At 71.5% G+C, this 22,869-nt stretch carries 22 protein-coding genes; 11 read left to right on the top strand and 11 right to left on the bottom strand.

Annotation, left to right across the window (positions count from 1 at the left end):
* Nucleotide 1: 1 nt before the first annotated feature.
* On the bottom strand, nucleotides 2–2,428 hold the full coding sequence (locus tag ACK1X7_RS05900; protein ID WP_413114731.1) for a SpoIIE family protein phosphatase: 2,427 nt from the start codon (nucleotides 2,426–2,428) through the stop codon (nucleotides 2–4).
* A gap of 336 nt (nucleotides 2,429–2,764) precedes the next feature.
* Between ACK1X7_RS05900 and ACK1X7_RS05895 the strand changes: the two genes are divergently transcribed.
* Nucleotides 2,765–3,898, top strand: a complete 1,134-nt coding sequence (locus tag ACK1X7_RS05895) for an FAD-dependent oxidoreductase (RefSeq protein ID WP_413114730.1) — start codon at nucleotides 2,765–2,767, stop codon at nucleotides 3,896–3,898.
* A 12-nt stretch (nucleotides 3,899–3,910) separates the two neighbouring features.
* On the opposite strand, the gene ACK1X7_RS05890 is transcribed toward ACK1X7_RS05895, so the two are convergent.
* From ACK1X7_RS05890 to ACK1X7_RS05870, 5 genes are all read right to left on the bottom strand, one after another.
* A complete protein-coding gene (locus ACK1X7_RS05890; protein WP_385146262.1) occupies nucleotides 3,911–4,294 on the bottom strand; it encodes a VOC family protein in 384 nt (127 codons plus the stop codon).
* 87 nt (nucleotides 4,295–4,381) lie between these two features.
* Complete coding sequence (locus ACK1X7_RS05885; protein ID WP_385146260.1) at nucleotides 4,382–5,293, bottom strand: geranyl diphosphate 2-C-methyltransferase; 912 nt, start codon at nucleotides 5,291–5,293, stop codon at nucleotides 4,382–4,384.
* 5 nt (nucleotides 5,294–5,298) lie between these two features.
* Nucleotides 5,299–6,612, bottom strand: coding sequence for a family 2 encapsulin nanocompartment cargo protein terpene cyclase (locus tag ACK1X7_RS05880; RefSeq protein WP_413114729.1), 1,314 nt, complete (start codon nucleotides 6,610–6,612; stop codon nucleotides 5,299–5,301).
* A gap of 99 nt (nucleotides 6,613–6,711) precedes the next feature.
* The gene (locus tag ACK1X7_RS05875) at nucleotides 6,712–8,124 is read right to left on the bottom strand and encodes a family 2B encapsulin nanocompartment shell protein (protein WP_390795412.1); all 1,413 of its coding nucleotides are present in this window, start codon (nucleotides 8,122–8,124) and stop codon (nucleotides 6,712–6,714) included.
* 217 nt (nucleotides 8,125–8,341) lie between these two features.
* Nucleotides 8,342–8,464, bottom strand: coding sequence for a hypothetical protein (locus ACK1X7_RS05870; protein WP_385146254.1), 123 nt, complete (start codon nucleotides 8,462–8,464; stop codon nucleotides 8,342–8,344).
* Between the two features lie 58 nt (nucleotides 8,465–8,522).
* Here ACK1X7_RS05870 and ACK1X7_RS05865 point away from each other — a divergent pair, with 58 nt between their 5' ends.
* On the top strand, nucleotides 8,523–8,849 hold the full coding sequence (locus ACK1X7_RS05865; RefSeq protein ID WP_413114728.1) for a PhzF family phenazine biosynthesis protein: 327 nt from the start codon (nucleotides 8,523–8,525) through the stop codon (nucleotides 8,847–8,849).
* Nucleotides 8,850–9,030: 181 nt separating this feature from the next.
* Here the strand turns inward: ACK1X7_RS05865 and ACK1X7_RS05860 are convergent, their stop codons facing one another.
* Together ACK1X7_RS05860 and ACK1X7_RS05855 are read right to left on the bottom strand one after the other, a co-directional pair.
* Entirely contained in the window at nucleotides 9,031–10,215 is a 1,185-nt protein-coding gene (locus tag ACK1X7_RS05860; protein WP_390795414.1) for a pyridoxal phosphate-dependent aminotransferase, read from the bottom strand.
* 94 nt (nucleotides 10,216–10,309) lie between these two features.
* Nucleotides 10,310–10,930: a LysE family translocator gene (locus tag ACK1X7_RS05855; protein ID WP_390795415.1), complete on the bottom strand. Its 621-nt coding sequence runs from the start codon at nucleotides 10,928–10,930 to the stop codon at nucleotides 10,310–10,312.
* Nucleotides 10,931–11,042: 112 nt separating this feature from the next.
* Here ACK1X7_RS05855 and ACK1X7_RS05850 point away from each other — a divergent pair, with 112 nt between their 5' ends.
* Both ACK1X7_RS05850 and ACK1X7_RS05845 read left to right on the top strand, forming a co-directional pair.
* Entirely contained in the window at nucleotides 11,043–11,495 is a 453-nt protein-coding gene (locus ACK1X7_RS05850; RefSeq protein ID WP_385146244.1) for an Lrp/AsnC family transcriptional regulator, read from the top strand.
* 86 nt (nucleotides 11,496–11,581) lie between these two features.
* The gene (locus tag ACK1X7_RS05845) at nucleotides 11,582–12,280 is read left to right on the top strand and encodes a hypothetical protein (protein WP_385146242.1); all 699 of its coding nucleotides are present in this window, start codon (nucleotides 11,582–11,584) and stop codon (nucleotides 12,278–12,280) included.
* On the opposite strand, the gene ACK1X7_RS05840 is transcribed toward ACK1X7_RS05845, so the two are convergent.
* On the bottom strand, nucleotides 12,243–13,289 hold the full coding sequence (locus ACK1X7_RS05840; RefSeq protein ID WP_385146240.1) for a helix-turn-helix domain-containing protein: 1,047 nt from the start codon (nucleotides 13,287–13,289) through the stop codon (nucleotides 12,243–12,245). The two genes, ACK1X7_RS05845 and ACK1X7_RS05840, sit on opposite strands and share 38 nt — an antisense overlap.
* 84 nt (nucleotides 13,290–13,373) lie before the next feature.
* Between ACK1X7_RS05840 and ACK1X7_RS05835 the strand changes: the two genes are divergently transcribed.
* Nucleotides 13,374–14,507 carry an alpha/beta fold hydrolase gene (locus ACK1X7_RS05835; protein ID WP_385146238.1) on the top strand — a complete coding sequence of 378 codons (1,134 nt, stop codon included), beginning with the start codon at nucleotides 13,374–13,376 and terminating at the stop codon, nucleotides 14,505–14,507.
* 127 nt (nucleotides 14,508–14,634) lie between these two features.
* Here ACK1X7_RS05835 and ACK1X7_RS05830 read toward each other — a convergent pair whose 3' ends face one another.
* Entirely contained in the window at nucleotides 14,635–15,429 is a 795-nt protein-coding gene (locus ACK1X7_RS05830; RefSeq protein WP_385146236.1) for an SDR family NAD(P)-dependent oxidoreductase, read from the bottom strand.
* Between the two features lie 213 nt (nucleotides 15,430–15,642).
* Between ACK1X7_RS05830 and ACK1X7_RS05825 the strand changes: the two genes are divergently transcribed.
* The 6 genes from ACK1X7_RS05825 (at nucleotide 15,643) to ACK1X7_RS05800 (ending at nucleotide 21,825) form a co-directional block, all read left to right on the top strand.
* Nucleotides 15,643–16,938: a flavin-containing monooxygenase gene (locus tag ACK1X7_RS05825; protein ID WP_413114727.1), complete on the top strand. Its 1,296-nt coding sequence runs from the start codon at nucleotides 15,643–15,645 to the stop codon at nucleotides 16,936–16,938.
* Nucleotides 16,939–16,948: 10 nt separating this feature from the next.
* Nucleotides 16,949–17,446, top strand: coding sequence for a RidA family protein (locus ACK1X7_RS05820; RefSeq protein WP_385146232.1), 498 nt, complete (start codon nucleotides 16,949–16,951; stop codon nucleotides 17,444–17,446).
* Entirely contained in the window at nucleotides 17,443–18,117 is a 675-nt protein-coding gene (locus tag ACK1X7_RS05815) for a DUF1028 domain-containing protein (RefSeq protein WP_385146230.1), read from the top strand. The genes ACK1X7_RS05820 and ACK1X7_RS05815 overlap by 4 nt, the downstream gene beginning before the upstream one ends.
* A gap of 53 nt (nucleotides 18,118–18,170) precedes the next feature.
* Nucleotides 18,171–19,319 (top strand): M20 family metallopeptidase, encoded by a 1,149-nt coding sequence (locus tag ACK1X7_RS05810; protein WP_413114726.1) that lies wholly within the window; start codon nucleotides 18,171–18,173, stop codon nucleotides 19,317–19,319.
* A gap of 125 nt (nucleotides 19,320–19,444) precedes the next feature.
* A complete protein-coding gene (locus tag ACK1X7_RS05805; RefSeq protein ID WP_385146226.1) occupies nucleotides 19,445–20,812 on the top strand; it encodes an MFS transporter in 1,368 nt (455 codons plus the stop codon).
* An 86-nt stretch (nucleotides 20,813–20,898) separates the two neighbouring features.
* Nucleotides 20,899–21,825: a LysR family transcriptional regulator gene (locus tag ACK1X7_RS05800; RefSeq protein WP_385146224.1), complete on the top strand. Its 927-nt coding sequence runs from the start codon at nucleotides 20,899–20,901 to the stop codon at nucleotides 21,823–21,825.
* Between the two features lie 48 nt (nucleotides 21,826–21,873).
* On the opposite strand, the gene ACK1X7_RS05795 is transcribed toward ACK1X7_RS05800, so the two are convergent.
* Nucleotides 21,874–22,803 (bottom strand): universal stress protein, encoded by a 930-nt coding sequence (locus tag ACK1X7_RS05795; protein WP_385146222.1) that lies wholly within the window; start codon nucleotides 22,801–22,803, stop codon nucleotides 21,874–21,876.
* Nucleotides 22,804–22,869: the final 66 nt, after the last annotated feature.

Raw genomic sequence — 22,869 nt, 5'->3', positions numbered from 1 at the left:
GTCAGCCGACGACCGATTGCGGATGGAGCAGAAGCAGGGCGATGTCATCGCTGTGGGGATCGGTGTGCGGGTCGTGGTGGACGAGGGTGTCGGCTAGGGCGTCCATGGGCTGGCCGCAGCCCTGTGTGAGCTGGTCGGCGAGGTGGGCGGTCGCGTCATCGAGATCGACGCCGGGACTCTCGACGAGGCCGTCGGTGTAGAGGGCCAGCACGGCGCCGGGCGGCAGCGGGATCTCGGTGGCCGGGTAGCCGGCGCCCGGATCGATGCCCAGCAGCAGGCCGGGTGGCAGGTGGAGGACCTCGGTGTGTCCGTCGGGGTGGCGCAGGAGCGGGGGCGGATGCCCGGCCGTGGCCAGATGGGCGACGTGGTGTGCCAGGTCGATGTGGGCGTACAGGCAACTGGTGAACAAGCCGGGGTCGAGGTCGGTGAGCAGGCGGTTGGTGCGGGCGAGGACTTCCCCGGGATGTGCCCCGGCGGTGGCGTGGACGGCGGTGCGGACCTGTCCCATGAGGGCGGCGGCGTTCACGCTGTGGCCCTGGACGTCGCCGATGGCCGCGGCGACGGTGGTGGCGTCGCAGCGGATGAGGTCGTAGAAGTCGCCGCCGATGTCCATGCCGCGAGCCGTGGGCAGATAGCGGGCCGCCACCTCCAGCCCGGGCACCGTCGGAAGCGCGGCGGGGAGCAGGCCGCTCTGGAGACCGTGGGCAAGCTGGTGTTCGGCGTCGTAGAGCCGGGCGCGGTCCAGGGCCTGGGCGATCAGTCCGGCCAGCGAGGTCAGGACGGCGCGTTCGTCGGGAGTGAAGTCGTGGGGCCGGTCGTAGGAGACCACGCAGCAGCCGACCGGGCGACCGGAGGCCAGCAGCGGCAGGAAGGCCCAGGCCGCCCTCTTGGTCAGCCGTGGGATGTGCGGAGCGAGCTGATTCAACTCGTGCTGGGACGCGAAGAACAGGGGTGCTCCCTTGGTCACGGCGCGCACGCTGGGGGACGTGTCGTCCCGGAACGCCGGGATGTCGAGGCGGTTGAGAAGCTCGGGTGGGTATCCACGCTCGCCGACGATACGCAGCCGGTCGCCCTCCGCCACGGACAGGACGAAGCCCTGGGCGCCGAAGGCGGGCAGGACCAGGTCGGCGGTCAGCTCGACCACGTCCTGAACGCCGACGGCCTCGGTGAGCGCGCCGGCCAGGTGCATCAGGTCGTACAGCCTGCCGGACCGGGTCGGTGTGGCGATATCCGCCTCGCGCCCCGGGCGGTCGATGGGTTCGGTGTCGTCGGTGTCGTCGGTGGGGGAGACGCGCACACTGACACCGGAGGCATCCGGGCAGAGCTGGAAGGACAGCCACCGGTCCGGCGGGCGCAGAACGGTGAAGGACGTGGGCCGGTGGCCGAGCACCGCGGCCCGGTAGCGGTCGTCGAAGACCGGGCCGTCCAGCCATGGCAGCGCCTCCCACAGCGGTGCGCCGAGCAGCTCCGGGACGCTCCCACCGACCAGCTCGGCGGCGGTGGCGTTGAGGAAGGTGATCCGGCCCGCCACGTCCAGCGCGCAACAGCCCTCCGGGAGACGGTCGGCGAAGTCCACCGCGGCCTGTGCCTGGACCGGCCCAGCGGTCCACACTTGCGGCGGGGCCGCCACATGCGGCTCTTCGGGGGCTGCCGGGTGCCCGTCCGCGGCGGCATGCCGCAGGAATGCCCCCATCCGGTCGCAGGTGGAGCCGATCACGGCGCGGTCATGGGCGCTCAGGTGAGGGCGGCGCGGACTGGGCCACAGCAGCGCCAGTCCGCCCCAGACAGTGGTGCCGGAGGTGATCGGTGCGGCGGCGAGCGCCACCGGGTAGGGCCATACCAGCGCTGCCCTCGGGTAACGGCGCGCCAGCTCCGCCTGGCTGGCGAGCCACACCAGGTGCCGCTCACCCACCGCGTCCGCCAACGGACCCGAAGCCGGGAACCGCAACCGTTCCCACAGCTCGGCAACCTTCGGCGGCATACCGGTCATCATGGCCAGCCGCAGTACCTGTCCGCCGGGCGGCAGCAGATACACCAGGCCCGTGGCCGCGCCCGCTTCCCGTACCGCCGTGCACAGAAGCGCATCCAGCGGCTCCATACCGGAGTCGGTGGCGGGCATGGCACCCTCTCGCGTCCCCTGCCCCGCCTCCGAGATGTGCCCCTCCTCCGCGATGTGCCGCGCCCGCCCGAAGCGGCGCCTGGCCGTCTCGGCGCTGATCCCGAAGGCGGCACCGATCCGTGCCCAGCCGACCCCGGCCTGCCGATCGGCCAGCACCGCGGACCGCACCAACCGCTCGGCCAGCCCGGGAACCTCCGCCACCGCGGCACAGTGGCGGCCCACCGCGGCTTCCCGCGCCGGGGGCACCTCACCCGCCTGCTGCGCCGCCGCCCGCACCCGGTCCAGCAGCTCCGTGCCCGCGAGCACCATCGCCTGCCGCGTCTCGGCCGCCGCCGGCCACCGAGACCGCGCCCGCCAGGCCGCCTGCCGGTGTGCCGGACTGCAATACCGCCGGTTGCGGCCGGACTGATTCGGTAGCGGCGCATCGCACCAACCGCACCGAACATCACCCATATGCACACATTACGCCCGTCACGGGTGACGACGACCCCGGTACGCACATGCTTGTCGGTGGCTGTCGGTGGCTGTCGGTGGCTGTCGGTGGCTGTCGGTCGCGTTGTCGGTGGCGTGTCGGCGGGATCTGGAACTTTTCAGGAGATCCTGCCGGATGCCCATTCGGCAGGCGTGCGACAGCGAGGAACCACCATGACCACTCACGTCACGATCATCGGTGCCGGACTCGGCGGCCTGACGCTCGCCCGCGTCCTGCACTTCCACGGCATCCCGGCCACGGTCTACGAGGCGGAGGTCTCTCCGACGGCGCGTACGCAAGGCGGAATGCTCGACATCCACGAGGGCAGCGGACAGCCCGCCTTGCGGGCGGCCGGTCTGATTGACGAGTTCCGCGGCCTCGTCCTGGAGGGCCGCCAGGCGGTACGGGTTCTCGACCCGGACGGGACCGTCCTGGTCGACCATGCCGACGACGGTACGCGTGGCAACCCCGAGGTGCTGCGCGGCGAGCTGCGGCAGATGCTCCTCGACTCGCTCCCGGCCGGGACCGTCCGGTGGGGCCACAAGGTCCGCGTTACCCGTGCCCTCGGCGCGGGCCGCCACGAGGTGACCTTCGCCGACGGCAGCACCGTCTCCACCGGCCTGCTGGTCGGCGCCGACGGCGCGTGGTCCCGAGTCCGGCCACTGCTCTCCCGCGCGGCACCCGAGTACATCGGCATGTCGTACGTCGAGACCTGCCTGTTCGACGCCGACACCCGGCACCCGGCCAGCGCGAAGGCCGTCGGCAATGGGTCGCTGTTCGCGCTCGCGCCGGGCAAGGGATTCCTGGCGCACCGGGAGAGGTCCGGCACCCTGCACGCCTACGTGATGCTCGCCCGGCCACGGGACTGGTTCGCGGCCATCGACTTCACCGACTCCGCCGCGGCCACCGTACGGATCGCCCAGGAATTCGACGGCTGGGCACCGGAACTCACCGCGCTGATCGCCGACGGTGACACCGCACCGGTCCCGCGGTCCCTCTACGCCCTGCCCATCGAGCACCAGTGGGAGCGGCAGCCGGGGGTGACCCTGCTCGGCGACGCCGCCCACCTCTCGCTCCCGAACGGCGAGGGCGCCAACCTGGCCATGTACGACGCCGCCGAACTGGGCAGGGCCCTCGCCGCGCGCCCCGAGGACGTCGAGGCCGCGCTCACCGAGTACGAGCAGGCCATGTTCCCCCGCAGTGCCGCGGCCGCCGCCGAAGGAATCCAGGTGCACGAGATGTTCTACGGAGCGGGCGCACCCCACAGCCTGGTCGACATGCTCACCGGCCACGAGCGGACCCCATGAGAGGCGCTCTGGTCAGGAGTGCTGGAGCCGGGCGTGCAGGAGGCAGAACACATTGCCTTCCGGGTCGGCCAGGACGTGCCAGTTCTCGGTGCCGGTCTGGCCCACGTCGGCGGGCCTGGCGCCGAGAGCGAGCAGCCGCTCCAGCTCGGCGTCATGGTCGCGGTCGGTGGCGTTGACGTCGATGTGCAGGGGGAGCTTCCCGGTCCGCGGGTCGTTGCTGGGGCTGAGCACGAGGGTGGGTTGCGGACCGCCGAAACCGGTGTCGGGCGGCCCGATCTCGATGCTTCCGTCGGCTTCCCGGCCGAGTTCGACGTAGCCGAGGACCTCGCTCCAGAACGCGGCGAGCCGCTCGGCGTCGGCACAGTCGAGGACCAGTTCACTGATGCGGCATGCCATGCCCGTCAGTGTACGGAGACAACCCGGGAGTCGGCCGACAGCACGTCGCCCCACCACACGGCGACGGGGCGATGTGCCAGGAGGCGGTCAGACGCGGTCGGCCGCGATCAGGAGGTACTGGAAGGAGCCGTCCTTGTAGGAGTTGATGAACGCCTCCTCGATGCCGGTGACCAGGGAGGACGTGGCCCGAAGCTCCCAGTACGGCAGGGTCGCGGCGGTGAGGTCGATGACGGCCTGCGGTACGAGCCGGTTGTCGGCCATGGCGCGCAGATACTCCCGGCGGGAGTGGATGTTGCACTCGAAGTGTGCGTTGATCTGGGAGACCCACTTCGAGGGCTGGCCGTAACGGGGGTTCCAGCAGCCGGTGATGGTCACATAGCGACCGCCGACCGCGAGGATGCGGGAGTGCTCGGCGAAGAGGTCGTGCAGGTCGACGTACATGCTCGACTCGTTGTTCCACGAGGCCGCGATCCGCCCGGTCTCGAAGGGCGTGCCGAGCATATTGCAGACACGGGCGTGGACATGGTCCTCGATGCCGAGCTCGTGGGCACGCTGGTTGGCGAAGTCCGCCTGCTTGGCCGACAGGGTGACGCCCTCGACCTTGCACCCGAAGCGCTGGTGGGCCATGACCATCGAGCCGCCGCGACCGCAGCCGGCGTCCACCAGCGTGTCGTCGCGCTCCAGGGGGCCGAGGTGGTCCAGGAGGAGTTCGGCCTGCGCCGATTCCAGGCGGTGGAGTTCGGCGATCAGCTTCTTCTCGTACGCACTGTCGTCGGTGTCACCGAGGGCGGTGCGGTCAACGGCGCCGATGCCGTAGTGATGGTGGTAAAGGCCGTCGACATCGCCGAGACGCAGGTTCACCGGCCTGGCCTCGCCGTCCCAGTAGCGGGCGATGTCCCCCTGGTAGGGCGTCGCCGGGGCGGGGATGAACACGGAGGCGGCGCTGGTGGAGAGGGCGGCGTCGGTGGTGAAGTCGGTGCTGGTCACAGATAAGTCCATTCTTCTCACCAGAAGTCGGGCAGGCTGTAGCGATAGGTGTTGGTCCGGTGCCAGTAGTGGTTGCCGTCGACCCACGCGGCCACGCCCCGCAGAAAGCGCTGCACGCTCGGGACGGGGCAGTCGGCGGCCAGGGCCGCGGCCGCGGCCTCGAAGTCGTGCATGAGGTCGTTGTGGACCTCGACCGACTTCAGATAGGCATCGCGGTCGGAGATGCCCTCGCGTTCGGCGATCACCACGGGCAGGTTCAGGTGATGCCCGGGGGAGGCGAGCTCCTTGGTGTACGAGTACAGGTCGTTCACGATGGTGGTGGCGTTCCCGGCGAGCGCGATGACGCGCTGCATGGCGGGCGTGGCGTGCAGGTCCGCGGGCAGCTCATAGCCGCCGACGGTGTCCGTAATGGTGGGGCAGGGGCGGAAGTTGTTGAACTGGCGCATCGCCAGGTATTCCCACACCTCGGGCAAGTGGTCCGTCTGGGCCCAGGCGGCCTCGGCGAGGTACCCCATGTGCAGACGGGCCATGTCATGCCGGAACCGGTCCGACTGGGAGGCGCCGGCCGCTTGGACGAAGTACTCCATGGCGGAGCGGTACGCGCGCCGGGGCGCGTCCGAATGGAGCGACTCCGCCCACCGCGGCTGGTACTCCTCCGTCGTGTACAAGGGGTCGAGGGCGGTGTGCGCCAGCAGCAGCCGCCCGCCGAGGCCGATGGGCGATCCCCCGTGGTCCTCGCAGTAGCAGTCGTCCACCGCGTTCTCGGCGACCATCAGGCGCGTGGCGAGCATCAGATGGTCGACGGTGGGAGCGTCCGGATGGCAGGCGACCATATAACGCCCCACGGAGAAGCCGTCGAACTGGTCCTCCCAGTCCTCCGGGTACAGATCGACCTCGTCCAGCGCCCAGGTCTTGATCCTGCGGCTGACCTCCTCCACCCGCACCGGGTCGGGCTCCGGCACCGGATGGTGGTAGAGGCCCGGGACCGGGGTGCCTTCCGCCGGAGCCGCCGGAGCCGTCGGCGGCTCCACCGGTGCCGATGTGCTCTCGCACCGGGCCAGGTGCAGACCCACCGTGCCCAGGCCACTGGGGCCACGCAGGATCCGGCCCAGCTCGGCGCCCGCGGCGCGCACCTCGGTGGCAGGAACGTCGGCGGCCGGGGCCTCGGTGGGAGGCGGTGCGGGCAAGGACGGCGCGGGGGATCTGCCGCCGCCGAAGGCGGTCCTGATGTCGCGGGCGCGGGCGGCGGCCTCAGCGAGGACACGCGCCCCGGAGGGGGAACCGGCCGCGGGCGGACTCGGCTGCGGAGGGGAAGGCTCAGGCGCGGGCATCCATAGCTCCTCGATGGGGTGGGTGGCTGTCCCGGATCTCGGGCATGCTCGGCCGACTGGGGCGCCGGGCTCTCGTAGCCGCCGGGCAGGGCAGGACCTCTAGTCGCGGCTGCGGGCGATCTGTACGTTCTCCAACACACCGAGCGCGTCCGGCACCAGGATGGCGGCGGAGTAGTACGTGGTGACGAGGTAGGAGATGACCGCCTTTTCGTCGATGCCCATGAAGCGCACCGACAGACCCGGTTCGTACTCCTCCGGCAGGCCGGTCCGGCGCAGACCGATGACGCCCTGGTTGTCCTCGCCGGTGCGCATGACCAGGACCGAGCTGGTGTTCTCCTTCGTGATGGGGATCTTGTTGCAGGGCAGGATCGGTACGCCGCGCCAGGCCGGGACCTGCTGCCCGCCCAGGTCGACATGGGTCGGGTAGAGCCCACGGGAGTTGAACTCCCGCCCGATCGCCGCGATCGTCCTGGGGTGCGCGAGGAAGAACTTTGAGCCGCGGCGGCGGCACAGCAGCTCGTCGAGGTCGTCCGGGGTGGGCGGGCCCGAGTGGGTCTGGATGCGCTGCTTGAAGTCGGCGTTGTGGAGCAGACCGAACTCCCGGTTGTTGACCAGCTCATGCTCCTGGCGCTCACGCAGCGCCTCGATGGTGAGCCTGAGCTGCTCCTCGGTCTGGTCCATCGGCTCGTTGTAGAGGTCGGCGACCCGGGTGTGGATCCGCAGAATGGTCTGCGCGACGGAGAGTTCGTACTCGCGCGGCTTCAGTTCGTAGTCGACGAATGTGCCGGGCAGCGTGGGTTCGCCGGTGTGACCGGCCGCCATGGCGATCTCGGCCTCGCCGCGATGGTTCTGCGCGTGGCCGCGGAGCGAACTGAACTCCCGGAGGTGGGCCTGGAGGCTCGGCGCCGCGGACAGCACGGCGGCGAAGTCGGCGCGGGAGAGGGTGAGCAGGGTGCCGGAGGTCTCGGCGGTGGCGGTGTAGTCCCACCGGGCATCCTCGTTCAGCAGAGCGCCCTCACCGAACCGGTCGCCATCGGCCAGTACGGCGACGGCGGTCTCGTCGCCGTACGGACCGACGGAGGTCTGGCTGACGCGGCCGTGGGCGATCAGATGGAACTCCTCGGCGGGCCTGCCGCGCTCCACCAGCGTCTCGCCCGCGCGGAAGTCGCGCTGGACGCACCGGTCGGCGATGGCGGTCAGCACCTCGACGTCCTCGAAGCCACGCAGCAGGGCGAGTTCGCCGAGTTCGCGGGGGATCACCCGGACCTCGGCACCGTCCTGGACGAACTCGACGCGCCCGTCGCCGACGGTGTAGCTCAGCCGGCGGTTCACCCGGTAGGTGCCGCCCTTGACCTCCACCCAGGGGAGCGTCCGCAGCAGCCAGCGCGAGGTGATCCCCTGCATCTGCGGGGCGGACTTGGTCGTGGTGGCGAGGTTGCGGGCGGCCGCCGTGCTCAGGCTGGACTGCCGAGGCGGCTCCAGAGGCGCTTCCGAGCTGGTACCAACAGTCATCGGGCGAGCTCTCCTTCGTGAGGGCGATGGCTGGCGTGCGTGCGCGTCACCGGCAAAGAGGAAAGGAGGGGGCAAACATCCTGGAATCCGTCCAGACCCCGGGAACAGTAGCGGCCGGTGCGCCCAGTCGGCCTCGGAGAGCCGCTGGCATTAACTCGATAAGATGATCGTGCCCCGCCCGGGGTTTGCCCCGGTGGCCGACGGTATTCGGACGCGGTCACGGCACATGGGCGGCAACCCGGTCGCCGTCGTCCTCGATGGGGCGGATATCACCGACGAGGAGTACCTGAACCGGATCGTCGCCGCGTTCGGTATCGAGCGGGATCGTGTCATCGGCCACCAGTGGGTCGGCAACGGACCCGGCTGGGCCGTGGTCCGGTTGCCCACGGGCCCAGGAGGTGCTCGCCCTCGAACCCGACCCGTCCCTCATCCCGGACGCGATGGTCGGGGCGATCGGTGGCCACCCCGAGGGATCCGGGCACGACTTCGAGATGCGCACCTTCGCTCCCGGCGTCGGCGTGGCCGAGGATCCCGTATGCGGCAGCATGAACGCCTCGGTGGGGCAGTGGCTCACCGCCACCGGTGCGGTGCCGCCCGCCTACCGGGTCTCCCAGGGCGCCCGCCTGGGCCGGGCCGGGACCATCGAGATCGTCGCCGACGAGGACGGCACCGTCTGGGTCGGCGGCGCCGCCACCAGGTGCGTCCGCGGCACCATCACCCGCTGACCCGTTCGGTTCTCCGCACCGACCGCGCAGGCGGGGGTCCGACGACATCGACCAGCTCCTCGACGTGGTCCGCCGCCACACACTCTGACGGGCCCGGCCGGAGGCGGCGCCGCGTGGACCATCGCCGGCCTGGCCGCCAGTCAGCGGTCGCGCTGTCGACCAGGGCGGGTTGCCGCCCGCCCTACCGAAGCGTGGCCACGAACGTCCCGAGCCGGGCGATGCCCTCGCGGAGCTCGTCGGCCGACGCCGCGTACGAGAGGCGGACGTGGCTGTCCGCCGTGTGGACGCCGAAGTCCCTGCCCGGAGTGAGGGCGACATGCGCCGATTGGAGCGCCCGTTCGCAGAACTGCCACGAGGTGAGCCCCGTGCCGCTGACGTCGAAGTAGACGTAGAAGGCGCCGTCGGGCGGGACCGGCACCGGCAGGCCGATCCGTGCCAGGCCGTCGAGGACGAGTGCGCGCCGCTCGGCGAACTCGGCGCGGCGGGCCTCGCAGACCGCGAGGGACTCGGTGGTGAAGCAGGACAGCGCGGCGTGCTGGGCGGGGGCGGAGGCGCAGAGGAAGTAGTTCTGTGCCAGGCGTTCCATCGCCGGTACGAGCGGCTCGGGTACGACACACCAGCCCAGCCGCCAGCCGGTCATGCCGAAGTACTTCGAGAAGCTGTTGATGACGATGGCGTCGGGGTCGTACGACAGCGCGCTGCGCGGGGGTTGGCCCTGTGCGTCATGGTCGCTGAGGTTGAGGTAGATCTCGTCGACGACGCGCCACGCGCCGCGCTCGCGTGCCATGTCACAGACGGCCGCGAGTTCGTCGGCCGGCACCGAGGTGCCCGTCGGGTTCGAGGGGGAGGCGATCATGATCCCGCGGGTGCGGTCCGTCCAGTGCGAGCGCACCGATTCCGCGTCCAGTTGGAAGCGGGTTCCGGCCGTGGTGGGTACGAGCGTGACGCGGGCGCCGAAGCTCTCGGCGATCTGCCGGTTGCAGGGGTACGACGGGTCGCCGATGAGCACCTCGTCGCCGGGATCGACGAGCGCGGCGGTGGCCAGCACCAGGGCTGCCGAGGCCCCGGCCGTCACGACGACCCGGGAAGCAGCGACCTCGACACCGTGCTCGTCCTGGTAGAACCGCGCGATGGCCTGCCGCAGAGCGGGCAGTCCGAGGGCCTCGGTGTAGGGCATGGGCCGTCCGTCCATCGCCCCGCGCATCGCCTCCAGGACGGCCGGGGGCGCGCCGAAGTCCGGTTCGCCGATGCTGAGTTTGACGATGTGATGCCCCTGTGCCTCCAGCGCGGCGGCCTGCTTGCCGAACTCCATGGCGTAGAACGGGGCTACGGCCTGGGCGCGCTGCGAGATCTGTATGGTGCTCATGCCGCGACCTCCGGATCGATGGCGGACGTAACTGCCGGGACGGCGACTCCCGTTGGCCTTCCCTCATCACATGATTCGTACGGGCGGGGCGGGTTCACGAGCCCGCCAGGCGTTCCACCAGCAGAAGACCGCCGATGGCGATCATCATGACACCGGAGACCCGGGTCACCGCCCGGGCCGCCGAGGGCCGGGTCTTCAGCACGGTGCGGGCCAGGACGCCGACGGCGAGATAGACGGCCGCGCAGGCCGTCATGTGGACCGTGCCGAGCAGCCCGGTCTGCGCGGCGACGGGCCAGCCGCCCGAGGGGTGGATGAACTGCGGGAAGAGCGAGAAGTACAGCAGCAGCGCCTTCGGGTTCAGGCCGCTGATGCCGGCCCCCTTGAGCGCGATCTGCCAGCGTGAGGAGGCCATGGTTTCCGTGGACGCGGTCAAGGTGGCGGGCTGTCTCAGTACGCCACAGCCCAGCCACATCAGGTAGGCGGCGCCGGCGACGGTGAGCACGGTGAGGACCGTGGCCGAACTCGCCACGAGCACCACCAGACCGGCCACGGCGAGCAGCGTGTACCCCGCGTATCCGGCTATCAGTCCGGCGACCGCCGGGACGACCGAACGGTCCCGCAGCCCGGCCGCGATCGCATAGGCCCAGTCCGCGCCGGGGGTGAAGACCAGCAGCAGGTCCACTGCCAGGAAAGCCGCCACCGTCGTCGTGTCCATCGACCGATCCCTCTCACATTCCTTGTTCCGAGGGGGAAGATTACGTGCGATTTGCCCGAAAGTGTTTGCGCTTCAGTCTCGTAATCGCGCCGAATGAGGGAGAATCTTCTCCGTGGACGCCCTGGACCGGAAAATTCTTACCGAGCTACAGCTCGACGGCCGCCTGACGATCACCGAGCTGGCCGCCCGCGTGGGGCTGAGCGTCTCGCCCTGCCATCGCCGCCTGCGGGACCTCGAACGCGAGGGCGCCATCAGCGGCTACCGCGCCGTCGTCGATCCGGCCGCCGTCGGCCTGGACTTCGAGGCCGTGGTCTTCGCCACCCTGCGCTGGGAGGACGCAGACACCGTCACCACCTTCGAAGCGGCCGTGGCCGCCATCCCGCACGTCATCCAGGCCCAGCGGCTCTTCGGCGACCCCGACTACCTGCTGCGCGTCGCCACCACCGACCTGTCCGCCTACCAGCAGCTCTACGACCAGCGGCTGGCCAAACTCCCGGGCGTCCAGCGCCTGAACTCGACCCTCGTCATGAAGAACGTCGTCCGCGACCGACCCCTGCCCCAGTAGCCCGTTGTCGGACAAGCCAGGGGCGCGGCGCACCGACTGGTCCTAAAATGGGATGGCTTGGGACCGACGGGGGAGAGGTGGCGAGCGTGGAGTTGACACCGGGGCTGGTGGTGATCGCCTTGCTCTGCTGGTTGATCTACGCCCTGTTCGTATGGATCCGCGGAATCGTGCATCGGCGGCGGCTGCCGGAGCCGTCGGTCGCCCCCGACCACTTGGAGATGTATCAGGGGCAGGCATTCCGCGAGATCTGCCGACGGGCGGCGAACCCGGGCCGGCGCGTGACGATGACCGACTACTTCGCCCAGCGAGGATGGAACCGGGCGGACGCCATGCGCATCCTGGCCGAGCCGCTCAAGCACAAGCTGATCGATGTGGAGGGTTGGCGGTTCGGCAGATACAGCGTGACGTACAAGGGCTGGACCGAGTACGAGGGCAAGTTCATCTGGACGGGAGGCGAAGGGGTGCACATCTCCACTGGACCGGGCGGCTTTGTCGTGGCGAACGTCAACAGCCATCATTCGGTGGTCCATGGCGGCTACGGCAATCGGGCCAACGCGCTCGACATCCCCCATCAGCAACTGATCGACGCCCTGCGCACGGACGCGGACACCGCGACGTCCGATGAGGCGGTAAGAGCCCGGGAGTACGCCGACGACCTCGCCGCGGCCGTCGACGCGCAGGATACCGACAGGACCGCTCGCATCCTCGGCAGGATCAACGCACTCCTGTCCACCGCGACGGCCGCCTTCACCCTGGCCCGCGGACTCCTGCCACCGGGTTCGTAGCGCCACGGTTCTGGATCGGCGTCGAGGCGTTCCCGCCGTCGGCCACGCCGTCGGCCAGCAGCAGTTCCGCCAGGGCCGTCCGCTCATGCCGCACCGAGCGGCCCGTGCGGGTGGTGGTGAGGAGACCGGCGGCGCGCAGGGCCGAGGCGTGGGCGGAGGCCGTCGCGGCGCTGACGCCGATACGGCGGGCCAGCCCCGTGGTCGTACGGGTTTCGTCCAAGGCGCGCAGCAGGGCGAGCCGGGTGCGCCCGAGGACTCCCGCGAGGCGCTCGTCCAGCGCGTCGCTCCCATCCGGGAGAAGCGGCAGCCCCCGGCCCGCCGGGTAGGCGAACGACACCGGACGGTCCGGCAGGTCCTGGATGAGCGGGGTGCTGGGCCAGTGAAAGGTCGGCCGCAGGATCAGCCCACGTCCGCCGAGCCGGACCTCCCGCACGCCCGGGGCGCCCGGCAGGGGCCACTCCCAGACCGTGTCGCGCAGCCGTGACCCCGGGGCCAGGCCGGTCAGCGCGACGCCGAGGCCCTGTTCGGCGACGGTCACGGCATGGCGGGTGAACTCCGCCCGGTGCAGGTGCTGGACCTGCGGCCACACCGGCGCGAGAATCGTCTCGTACGCCGCCCGCTGCGCCCGTCCGAGCGTCCGCCAGGCACCGGCGTCCCCACCGTGCAGGGCGCGGATCCACGGCGGCGCCGGACGTCGCGCGTACACCTGCTCGATCCCGGCCCGCACGAACTCGGCACGGGCCGTCCTGATCAGCTCGACCCCCTCGTCCAGCGTGTCGCCGAGGACGTCGAGGAAGGCGGGGGCCACCCCGTCCGGCACCAGATCCGCGAGCGGCTCGACCGCACTCGGCAGGCCCCGCAGCAGCCTGCTCCGCCAGCGCCCGAACAGCAGCGCCTCATGCGGGGCGCCCAGCATCATCAGGGCGGCGTGCAGTTCGGGCACGGGCGAGGGCCGCGGCGCGAACCGCACCCGGGCGAAATCGTCCGCCGTGAAATGGATCCGGATCACGCACATCCCCCTGCTCCGCGCCAGCCTTTAGGCTCCCGCCGCAAGCTTCGCCCCGGCCCGGCGCCCGCCCCCAGGATGCCGTCCATGACTTCTTCCTCCGCACCCGGCCGCCGCATTCTCGTCAAGGGCGCCCTCGCCGGCGCCGCCGCCCTGCTGTTCGGCGCCGCCCCGGCCCCGGCCGCCGCCCGCGACGCGGCCCCGCTACTGCGACTGCGTCTGCCGGCGCCCGGCGGGCCCTACCCCGTCCGCGCCGACACCCAGTACCTCGCCGACCCCTCCCGCAACGACCCCTGGGACCGCGAGATCGGCGTACGCGAGCTCATGGTCACCGTCCTGCGGCCGGCCGCCCCCGGCCACCGCTTCCCGCGCGCTCCGCAGATGACCCCGGGCGCCGCCGCGTCCTTCACCGACCTCGCCCACTGGATCCACCAGCCGCTGCCGCGGACGGGAGTCGACTGGGCGGCCACGCTCACCCACGCACGGACCGGCGCCCGGCCCCGGCCCGTGCGTGGGCGCCCCGTACTGCTCTACAGCCCCGGCGGCGGCGACGCCCGCACGATGGGCAGCTCCCTCGCGGTGGACCTCGCCTCGTACGGCTGGACAGTCATCACCGTCGACCACCCCGGAGACGCGAGCGAGGTGGAGTTCCCCGACGAGCGGCCGAACCGCGAACGGGTACGGGAGACCGTACTGCTCGGCCCACCCGACGCGGCCACCTTCCGCACCATGATCGACACCCGGGTGGCCGACCTCCGCTTCGTCCTGGACGCACTGGGCCTCGACCGGGTCGGCGTCTACGGCCATTCCGCGGGCGGCACCGCGGTCGCACAGGCGCTCCACGAGGACCGGCGGATCGCCGCCGCCGTGAACCTGGAGGGGTATCTCGACCAGATGGACGGCGAACTCCTCCCGGTGGCCAGGCAGGCGACGGACCGGCCGCTGCTCCTGGCCGGCACGGACGGCTTCCGCGACGCCCGCCTGGACCGCTCCTGGGCAGCGCTCCTCGCCCACGGTGGCCCGGTCGCCCGGCGGCAGCTCGACAACACCCAGCACTGGGCCTTCACCGACTACGCGTCCCTCGTCCCCCAGCTCCAGCGGGCCGGCCTGATGACCGCCGCCGGACGCGCCGCCATGGTGGGCCGAGCCGACCCGCGCGCCACCGTGCCCGCCGTGCGCCACCTCGTACGCTCGTTCTTCGCCCGCCACCTGCCGAAGTGAGCGCCGCCAAACCGTTGACCAGCGCCGTCGCTTGACTGGTTCTGGCTCAACTTCTGTGGTGTGGGCACGCTGAGCGATGACTGCCTACTCGAGATCGTTCCCCTCGAGACGTTGCTCGACCAGGCCGTTACGGCACCGACGCGATGCCTCCGTCGACGCGCAGGTCGATGCCGTTGATGTAGCCGGCCAGCGGACTGACGAGAAACGCGACCGCTGCCGCGACATCTTCCGCAGTGCCGAGCCTGCCCGTCGGGTTCGGGGCGTACTCGGCCACCACCTGCGGTTCCAACTCCGTCCATTGCCCTGGCCGGCCTCGTGCCGCCGCTCCCTCTTCGAACATCCGCCGCATGCCGTCCGTGACGATGACACCGGGGCTCACCGTGTTCGCGGTGATGCCGGATCCGGCCAGATGCTGGGCCAGGCCGGTTGTCATGTTGACCACCGCCGCCTTCGCCGCCGAATACTCGACCATGTTCGGCAAGGGAGTTGTCGCGGCCCGGCTTCCCACATTGACCACCCGCCCCCACCCGCGCTCGCGCATCCGAGGCACCAGGGCCTGGATCATCCGCACGGCGGACACGACGTTCCCGTTGATCGCGTCCAACCACGCCGCCGGCTCCGCCGTTTCCCAGTCATGCTCGGCGAATGGGCCGGCGTTGTTGACCAATATCTCCACGCCCCACGCGCGGGCCCGCGCGGCCACCGCACCGGCGGCATCGTCATCAGCAAGGTCCCCCAGCACGGTGTCCACTACCCCGCCAGCGGCACGAAGCCGTGCCGCGACCCCGCCGACACGCTCAGGGTCGCGACCGTGCACCAAGACGGCGCACCCTTCATCGACCAGCCGCTGGGCCACCGCAGCGCCGATCCCTCCGCTGCTCCCCGTCACCATCGCTCGTCGTCCCGCCAGTTCCAGGTTCATATATCGGGAGGCTAGTCCGGGCCTGTGACGGGCGTTCGCCGGCCACCACCCGACCCCACTCGCAGATGTCTAAATCTGAAAATCAGATCGCCTACAGCGGAAACATCTGTTGGACAGCACTACGGCCATGGCCAAGGATCCCTCGTGCGGTAGCACCCACAGCACAGTCGACGCGACACCGGGATGCACTACCGCCTGAGTGGAGGCTGAAAGTTGAGTGAAGAGACTGAGGTAGTCGTCGTCGGCGCGGGCCAGGCGGGCGTGGCGATGAGCGAGCACCTGGGAGCCCACGGGGTGCCGCATATCGTCCTGGAGCGGCACCGTATCGCCGAGCGGTGGCGCTCGGAGCGGTGGGATTCCCTGGTGGCGAACGGGCCCGCGTGGCACGACCGGTTCCCGGGTTTGGAGTTCTCCGACGTCGACCCGGACGTCCACCCCGACGCCTTCGCCTCGAAGGAGCAGATCGCCGACTACTTCGTCACCTACGCCGAGAAGATAGGCGCCCCGATCCGGTGCGGTGTCGAGGTGACCTCGGTACGGAGGCGGACCGGTCGGCCCGGCTTCCGGGTCGAGACCTCGCAGGGCCCCATCGACGCGCGCTTCGTCGTGGCCGCGACCGGGCCGTTCCAGCGGCCCGTGATCCCGCCCATCGTCCCGGACGGCGCCGTCCCCGTGCAGCTCCACTCCAGCGGGTACCGCAACCCGGAGCAGCTTCCCGAGGGCGCGGTCCTCGTGGTCGGGGCCGGCTCCTCGGGGGTCCAGATCGCCGATGAGCTGCGCCGCTCCGGCCGCCGGGTCTTCCTCTCCGTCGGCCCGCACGACCGTCCCGCCCGCCAGTACCGCGGACGTGACTTCTGCTGGTGGCTCGGTGTGCTCGGGCGCTGGGACGCCGAGACGCCTCCCCAGGGTGCCGAACACGTCACCATCGCGGTGAGCGGCGCCCGCGGCGGCCACACCGTGGACTTCCGGGCCCTGGCCGCCGACGGCGTCGAACTCGTCGGTCTGACCGCGTCCTACGAGAACGGTGTGCTGCGCTTCGCGCCGGATCTCGCCACCAACATCGCGCTCGGCGACGCGAAGTACCTCGAGCTCCTCCGGGCGGCCGACGCGTATGTCGAGCGCAATGGGCTCGACCTCCCCGAGGAGCCGCAGGCCCACGACCTCGGGCCGGACCCGGAAGGCGTGGCCGACCCCCGGCTGGAGCTCGATTTGGCCGCGGCCGGTGTCACCTCGATCGTCTGGGCGACGGGCTTCGCCACCGACTACGGCTGGCTCGAGGTCGACGCGTTCGACGAGAACGGCCGGCCGGACCAGCGGCGCGGGGTGTCCGGCGAGCCCGGCGTGTACTTCCTGGGCCTGCCCTGGCTGTCCCGCCGCGGATCGAGCTTCATCTGGGGCGTGTGGCACGACGCCGGATACATCGCCGATCACATCACGACCCAGCGGGGCTATCTCGCGTACGGCACCACCGACCGGCCCGGCGCCGCGTCGGCGGCCTGGAAGAACTGAGGAGCAGACGATGACCTCCACGAGCGAAGGCCGCCGGGCGAACGCCGTCAAGGCCCCGGTCGTTGCCGGCGGGCACACCCGGATCCGTCCGTTCAACACCCGCGACACCTATCCCGAGCAGAACCTCGACAACGACCTCTGCCAGGCCGTCGTCGCCGGCGACACCGTGTACGTCCGCGGCCAGATCGGCCAGGACCTCGACACCAGCGAATCGGTGGGCATCGGCGACGCCGAGGCACAGGCCGAACAGGCCATGGCGAACATCAAAATGCTGCTCGAAGAGGCGGGCAGCCGGATGGAACACCTGGTCAAGCTGACCATCTATCTGATCGACCCGCGCTACCGCGAGGCGGTGTACCGCACCGTGGGCCGCTGGACCAAGGGCGTCCACCCCATCTCCACCGGCCTGGTCGTCTCGGCCCTGGCCCGTCCGGAGTGGCTGTGCGAGATCGACGCCGTCGCCGTGATCCCCGCCGTCGCCGTGATCCCCGAGGAGGCGCGGGCATGACCTTCTCCCTGGTGGTCCGCGACGGCGAGCGGTTCGGCATCGCGGTCAGCTCGTCCAGTCCGGCGGTCGCCGCCCGGGTCGCCCATCTGCGGCCCGGGGTCGGCGCGGCGGCGTCCCAGAACGTCACCGACCCCACGCTCGGCACCAGCCTGCTGGCGGAACTGGCGGACCACGGCGACGCGGAACGCGCCCTGGCCAGTGTCACCGGCGCGGCGCGGAACGTGAAGTCCATCGCCCACCGTCAGCTCACCGTGCTGGGCCGCTCCGGGCCCGGGTTCGTCCACAGCGGCGCGCACACCCTGGGCAAGCACGCCTCGGCCACCGCCGAGGGCGCGGTGGCGGCGGGCAACATGCTGTGCGGCGAGCACATCCCCCGCGTTCTCCTCGACGCGTACTCCGCCGCCCCGGGGGAGCTGGAGGAGCGGCTGGTCACCGCCCTCAAAGCCGCGGTCGAGGCCGGTGGCGAGGAGGGGCCGGTGCACTCCGCGGGCCTCGCGGTCGTCGCGGACGTGGACTGGCGGGTGACCGACCTGCGCGTGGACTGGGCCGACGACCCCGTCGACCGGCTCGCCGAACTCCTCGCCGTCTGGCTTCCGCAGCGGGACGACTATGTGCGCCGTGGACTCGACCCCGCCTCCGCCCCCTCGTACGGCGTCCCGGGCGACCTGTGATGGGGACGATGGGGACCAAGGGGACGACGGAGACCACGGGGACGATGGGCACGATGGGCAGGCTCAAAGAGGCCGCCCGGCGCGAGGTCGACCGGCACGCCGAGGAGCTGATCCGGCTGTCCGAGCGGCTGCACGCCGACCCGGAGACGGCCTGGGAGGAACACCGGGCGGCGGCCGCCGTACCCGAGCCGCTGGAGCGCGCCGGATTCGACATCACCACGTCCTACCTGGACCTGGAGACCGCCTTCCACGCCCGGTTCGGCAGCGGGCCCGTGCGGATCGCGCTGTGCGCCGAGTACGACGCGCTGCCCGGCCTCGGCCACGCCTGCGGGCACAACCTCATCGCGGCGAGCTCGGTCGGTGCCGCGCTCGGCCTCGCCGCCGTCGCCGACGACGCGGGCCTCACCGTCGAGGTCTATGGCACCCCGGCGGAGGAGGGCGGCGGCGGCAAGATCGAGATGCTCGACCGGGGCGCCTTCGCCGGGGCGGACCTCGCGATGATGGTGCACCCGGCGCCGGTCGACGTGGCCGAGGCCCGTCCGTTCGCGGTCAGCCACTCCAAGATCTCGTACACCGGTAGGTCCGCACACGCCGCGGCCTACCCCGAGGCCGGGATCAACGCGGCCGACGCCTTCACCGTGGCCCAGGTCGCGATCGGGCTGCTCCGCCAGCAACTGCCCGCCTCCGCCCGGGTGCACGGCGTGGTGACCCACGCCGGGGACGCCCCGAACGCCATCCCGGAGCGGGCCACCGGCCGCTGGTACGTCAGGGCGGAGACCCTCGCCGAACTGGCCGAGCTGGAGCCACGGGTCATCCGGGCCTTCGAGGCGGGCGCCCTCGCCACCGGGTGCGAGCTGGAGATCGAGCCGGAGAGCAAGCCGTACGCGGAGTTCCGCACCGACGAGGCCGCTCTTGCCCACTACCGCGCGAACGCCCTCGCCCTGGGACGGGAGTTCGCGCCACCGGGCCAGGCCGCCCGGATGAACCGCGCCTCCACCGACATGGGCAACGTCTCGCAGACGGTGCCCGCCATCCACCCGTACATCGGCATCGGCTCGCTGCCCGCCACCAACCACCAGCACGAGTTCGCCGCGTACTGCGTGGGCGCAAACGCCCAGCGGGCCCTGCTCGACGGGGCGGTGGCGCTGGCCTGGACCGGTGTGGACCGGAGCGCGAGCCGAGACGCGAGCGCGAGTTCCTGACCGAGGCGGACCCGTACACACCTCCCTGACCGAGGCGCCCCCCGCACACGGCGCCCGCACCGTCTCCCGACCGAGGCGCCCCGCACAGCTCCGGCTTCTCCCACCCCATCCCCAAGGAGGCGCGCATGCCCACCACTCACACCGACGTCACCACGTCCGAGGTCGACGTGGCCACCGACGTCGTCGCACTGCGCAGAAGCGTTGCCGCGGGAGCCGTCGGCGTGTTCGTGCACTGGTTCGACTGGGCCGCCTACGCCTATCTCGCCGGCACCGTCGCGACCGTGTTCTTCCCGGACGAGAACAGCACCACCGGACTGCTCGCCGTGTTCGGCGTGTTCGCCGTGTCCTTCGGCATCCGGCCCATCGGCGCCCTGGTGTTCGGACCGCTCGGTGACCGGATCGGCCGCAAGCGCACACTGTCGCTGGTCATCTTCATGATGTCCGGCGCGACCCTGACGATCGGTCTGCTGCCCGGCTACGCGGCGATCGGGGTCGCCGCCCCGGTGCTCCTGGTGGTCCTGCGCCTGATCCAGGGATTCGCGGCGGGCGGCGAGTTCGGCAGCGCGGCGAGCTTCCTCGCCGAGAGCGCACCCCGGCGCCGCCGCGGATTCGGGGTGAGCTGGCTGGAGGTCGGCTCGCTGCTGGGCTTCCTCGCCGGTTCGTTCGTCTATCTGCTGCTGTCGACGGGGCTCGACGAGGACCAGTTGACCGCCTGGGGCTGGCGCGTTCCCTTCCTCGTCTCCGCGCCGCTCGGCGTCATCGGCTTCATCATCCGCAACAAGATCGAGGACACCCCCGAGTACCGGACGCTCGAAGCCAACGACACCGTGCCGCGCACCCCCGTCCGGGAGTTGCTCCGCCGCCACAAGCGGCATCTGCTCCAGGCCGCGGGCCTGATGGCCGCCATGCACGTGCCCTTCTACATGGTGCTGACGTACCTGGTCACCTACGAGACCGACCACCTGGGACACTCGGCCGGCAGCGCCGCCCTGCTGTCCACGGTGATCTCACTGCTGGGGCTGGTGCTGGTCCCGGTGTTCGGGCTGCTGTCCGACCGTGTGGGCCGCAAACCGGTCTTCGTCGGGGCCACCGCGGCCCTCCTGGTCCTCGCCACCCCCGCGTTCCTCCTCATGCGGACCGGGCTCGCCGGAACCTGGATCGCCGGGCTGCTGCTCGGCGCGATCCTCGCCGCGATCCTCGGCACCTACGCGGTGTGGTCGGCGGAGATCTTCCCCACCCGCACCCGCCAGAGCGGCCTGTCCATCGCCTACAACCTCACCGCCGCCCTCTTCGCCGGCACCGTGCCGTACCTGATGACCGTGCTCATCTCCGCGACCGGCAGCACCCTGCTGCCCGGCCCCTACCTGATGGTGTTCGCCGTTGGCGGCCTCATCGCCGCCCTGTCCCTCGAGGAGACCGCCGGTTCGGCCCTGCTGCGCCCCGAGGACGTCTCCGACGCGCCCGCGCAGCGCCACCAGGCACCGCCCGCATAGGTCCGCCTAGGGGTCCGCCCAGGGGCCGGCCGCCGCATAGGGTCGGCAGCGGCACGGACACCGATCACCAGGCGCGAGGGTCAGGCATGACGTCACCGGTGGGTTTCACCCTCCTCCAGCTTCGCTACTTCCTCGTGGCCGCCGAGCGCGGTTCGATGACGGAGGCGTCGGGGGCGCTCCATATCGCGCAGTCCGCCGTGTCCGCGGCCATCCACAACCTGGAGCGCGACCTGCGGGTGCAGTTGTTCATCCGCCGCAGGGGCCGGGGACTGACCCTGACACCCGCGGGGGAGCGGCTTCAGCAGCAGGCGCGGGAGCTGCTGGCCCGTGCGCGCGAGATCGAGCGGGAGGCCCGGGGGGACGGCGAGACGATCTCCGGGCCGGTGGCCGTCGGCTGCTTCGTGACGCTGGCCCCGTACTATCTGCCGCCCCTGTTCAGCGAATGCACCGACCGCTACCCGGGCATCGAGATCGACGTGGTGGAGGGAGAGACGGACCAGCTCGTCCAGGCCCTGGGCGCGGGGCGCATCGACTTCGCCCTCACCTACGACCTCGGGCTCACGGCCGAGATGGATCTGCGCAGCGAGACGATCGCGCGGGCCCCGGCGTATGTCATCGTCGCGGCCGACCACCCGCTGGCCCGGCAGGGCTCCGTGGAGCTGGCCGAACTGTCCGCGGAACCCCTCGTCCTGCTCGATCTGCCCCACAGCCGCGACTACTTCCGCTCCCTGGTCGCCGCCACCGGCACCGCACCCGATGTCCGCTACCGCACCCGGAGCTATGAAACCGTACGTTCCCTGGTGGCGCGGGGGCTCGGATACTCCGTGCTGAACCAGCGGCCGGCGACCGGCCAGACCTACGGCGGCGGCGAGATCGCGGAACTGGAGCTACGGGACGGAAGCCCCCCGCTCGAAGTCAAGATCGCCTCGGTGAAGGGCATGACCCAGACCGGCCGCGCCCGTGCGGTGATGGAGCTGCTGCGGGAGATCGCCCCCCGCCCCGCCGGGGCCTGAACAACACGGAACCGGACCGGGCCCCCCTGGGGCCGCGGCCGTCCGTGGTCAGGCGCTCGGCACGGCGATGACCGGACAGCGCGCATGCTGCGTCACGCCCTGGCTGACGGAGCCCAGCAGCAGACCGGTGAACCCGCCGTGTCCGCGTGTGCCCACGACCAGGCCGAGGGAGTGTTCGGACGCCTCGGTCAGGACCTGCACCGGATGGCCCGGTACGACCTCCTGGCGCAGCTCCACCTCCGGATGGTCGGCGGTACGCCCCGCGACGGTCTCCGACAGCAGCCGACGGCACTCCTGGACGGCGGCCTCCTCGTCCGGGTTTCCGAGCCGCGGAGGTTGCCATACGCAGAGGGCGCGCAGGGCCGAGCCATGCACGGCGGCCTCGTCGAAGGCGAAGTCGACGGCGGCCGCGGAATGACGGCTGCCGTCGACCCCGACCACGAAATGCGGCTGCCGCGCGGGGACGTGCTCCGCCTCGGAGACATGCTCTCCCCCGGGGGCATGTTCCGCCTCGGGGACGTGCTCCGGCTCCGGCACGACCACCACGGGGCAGGGCGCGTGGGCGATGAGCGGCAGGGCGACGGCGGCGGAGGTGAAGACCTCCTGAAGAGCGCTCAGACGCCAGGATCCGACGACCACTACCGTGGCGTTCCGCGCCTGCTCACGCAGCACCCACGCAGGATGCCCCTCGGCCAGCAGCCCCGATACCCGCACCCGCGGATGCCGGGACTCGACGAAGGCCACCGCCTCCTTCAGCAGGCGATCCCCCGTCGTGTGCAGCGACTCGTTCCACTCCTCCCAGGACGGCCGCCCACCCGTCGGCCGGTACCCGGGGGTCGGCAGGTTCTGCGCGAGGACCAGCAGCAGCGGCAGCCGGCGCCGGTCCGCCTCGTCGGCGGCCCAGCCGAGCGCCGCGCGTCTGCCCGGATCGGGGTCGAGGCCGACCACGATCGGTTCATCTCCGTGTGCGTGCGCCATCGCCGACCTCCTATGGCTCCTCCGACCGGCACATCGCGCCGGAGCGTCCCCCGGCGTCCACGCCCC

Origin of the sequence: Streptomyces sp. CY-1 (assembly GCF_047218265.1) — a bacterium.
GTDB classification, from domain to species: Bacteria; Actinomycetota; Actinomycetes; order Streptomycetales; family Streptomycetaceae; genus Streptomyces; species Streptomyces niphimycinicus.
This window is presented reverse-complemented; position numbering and strand designations above follow the sequence as displayed.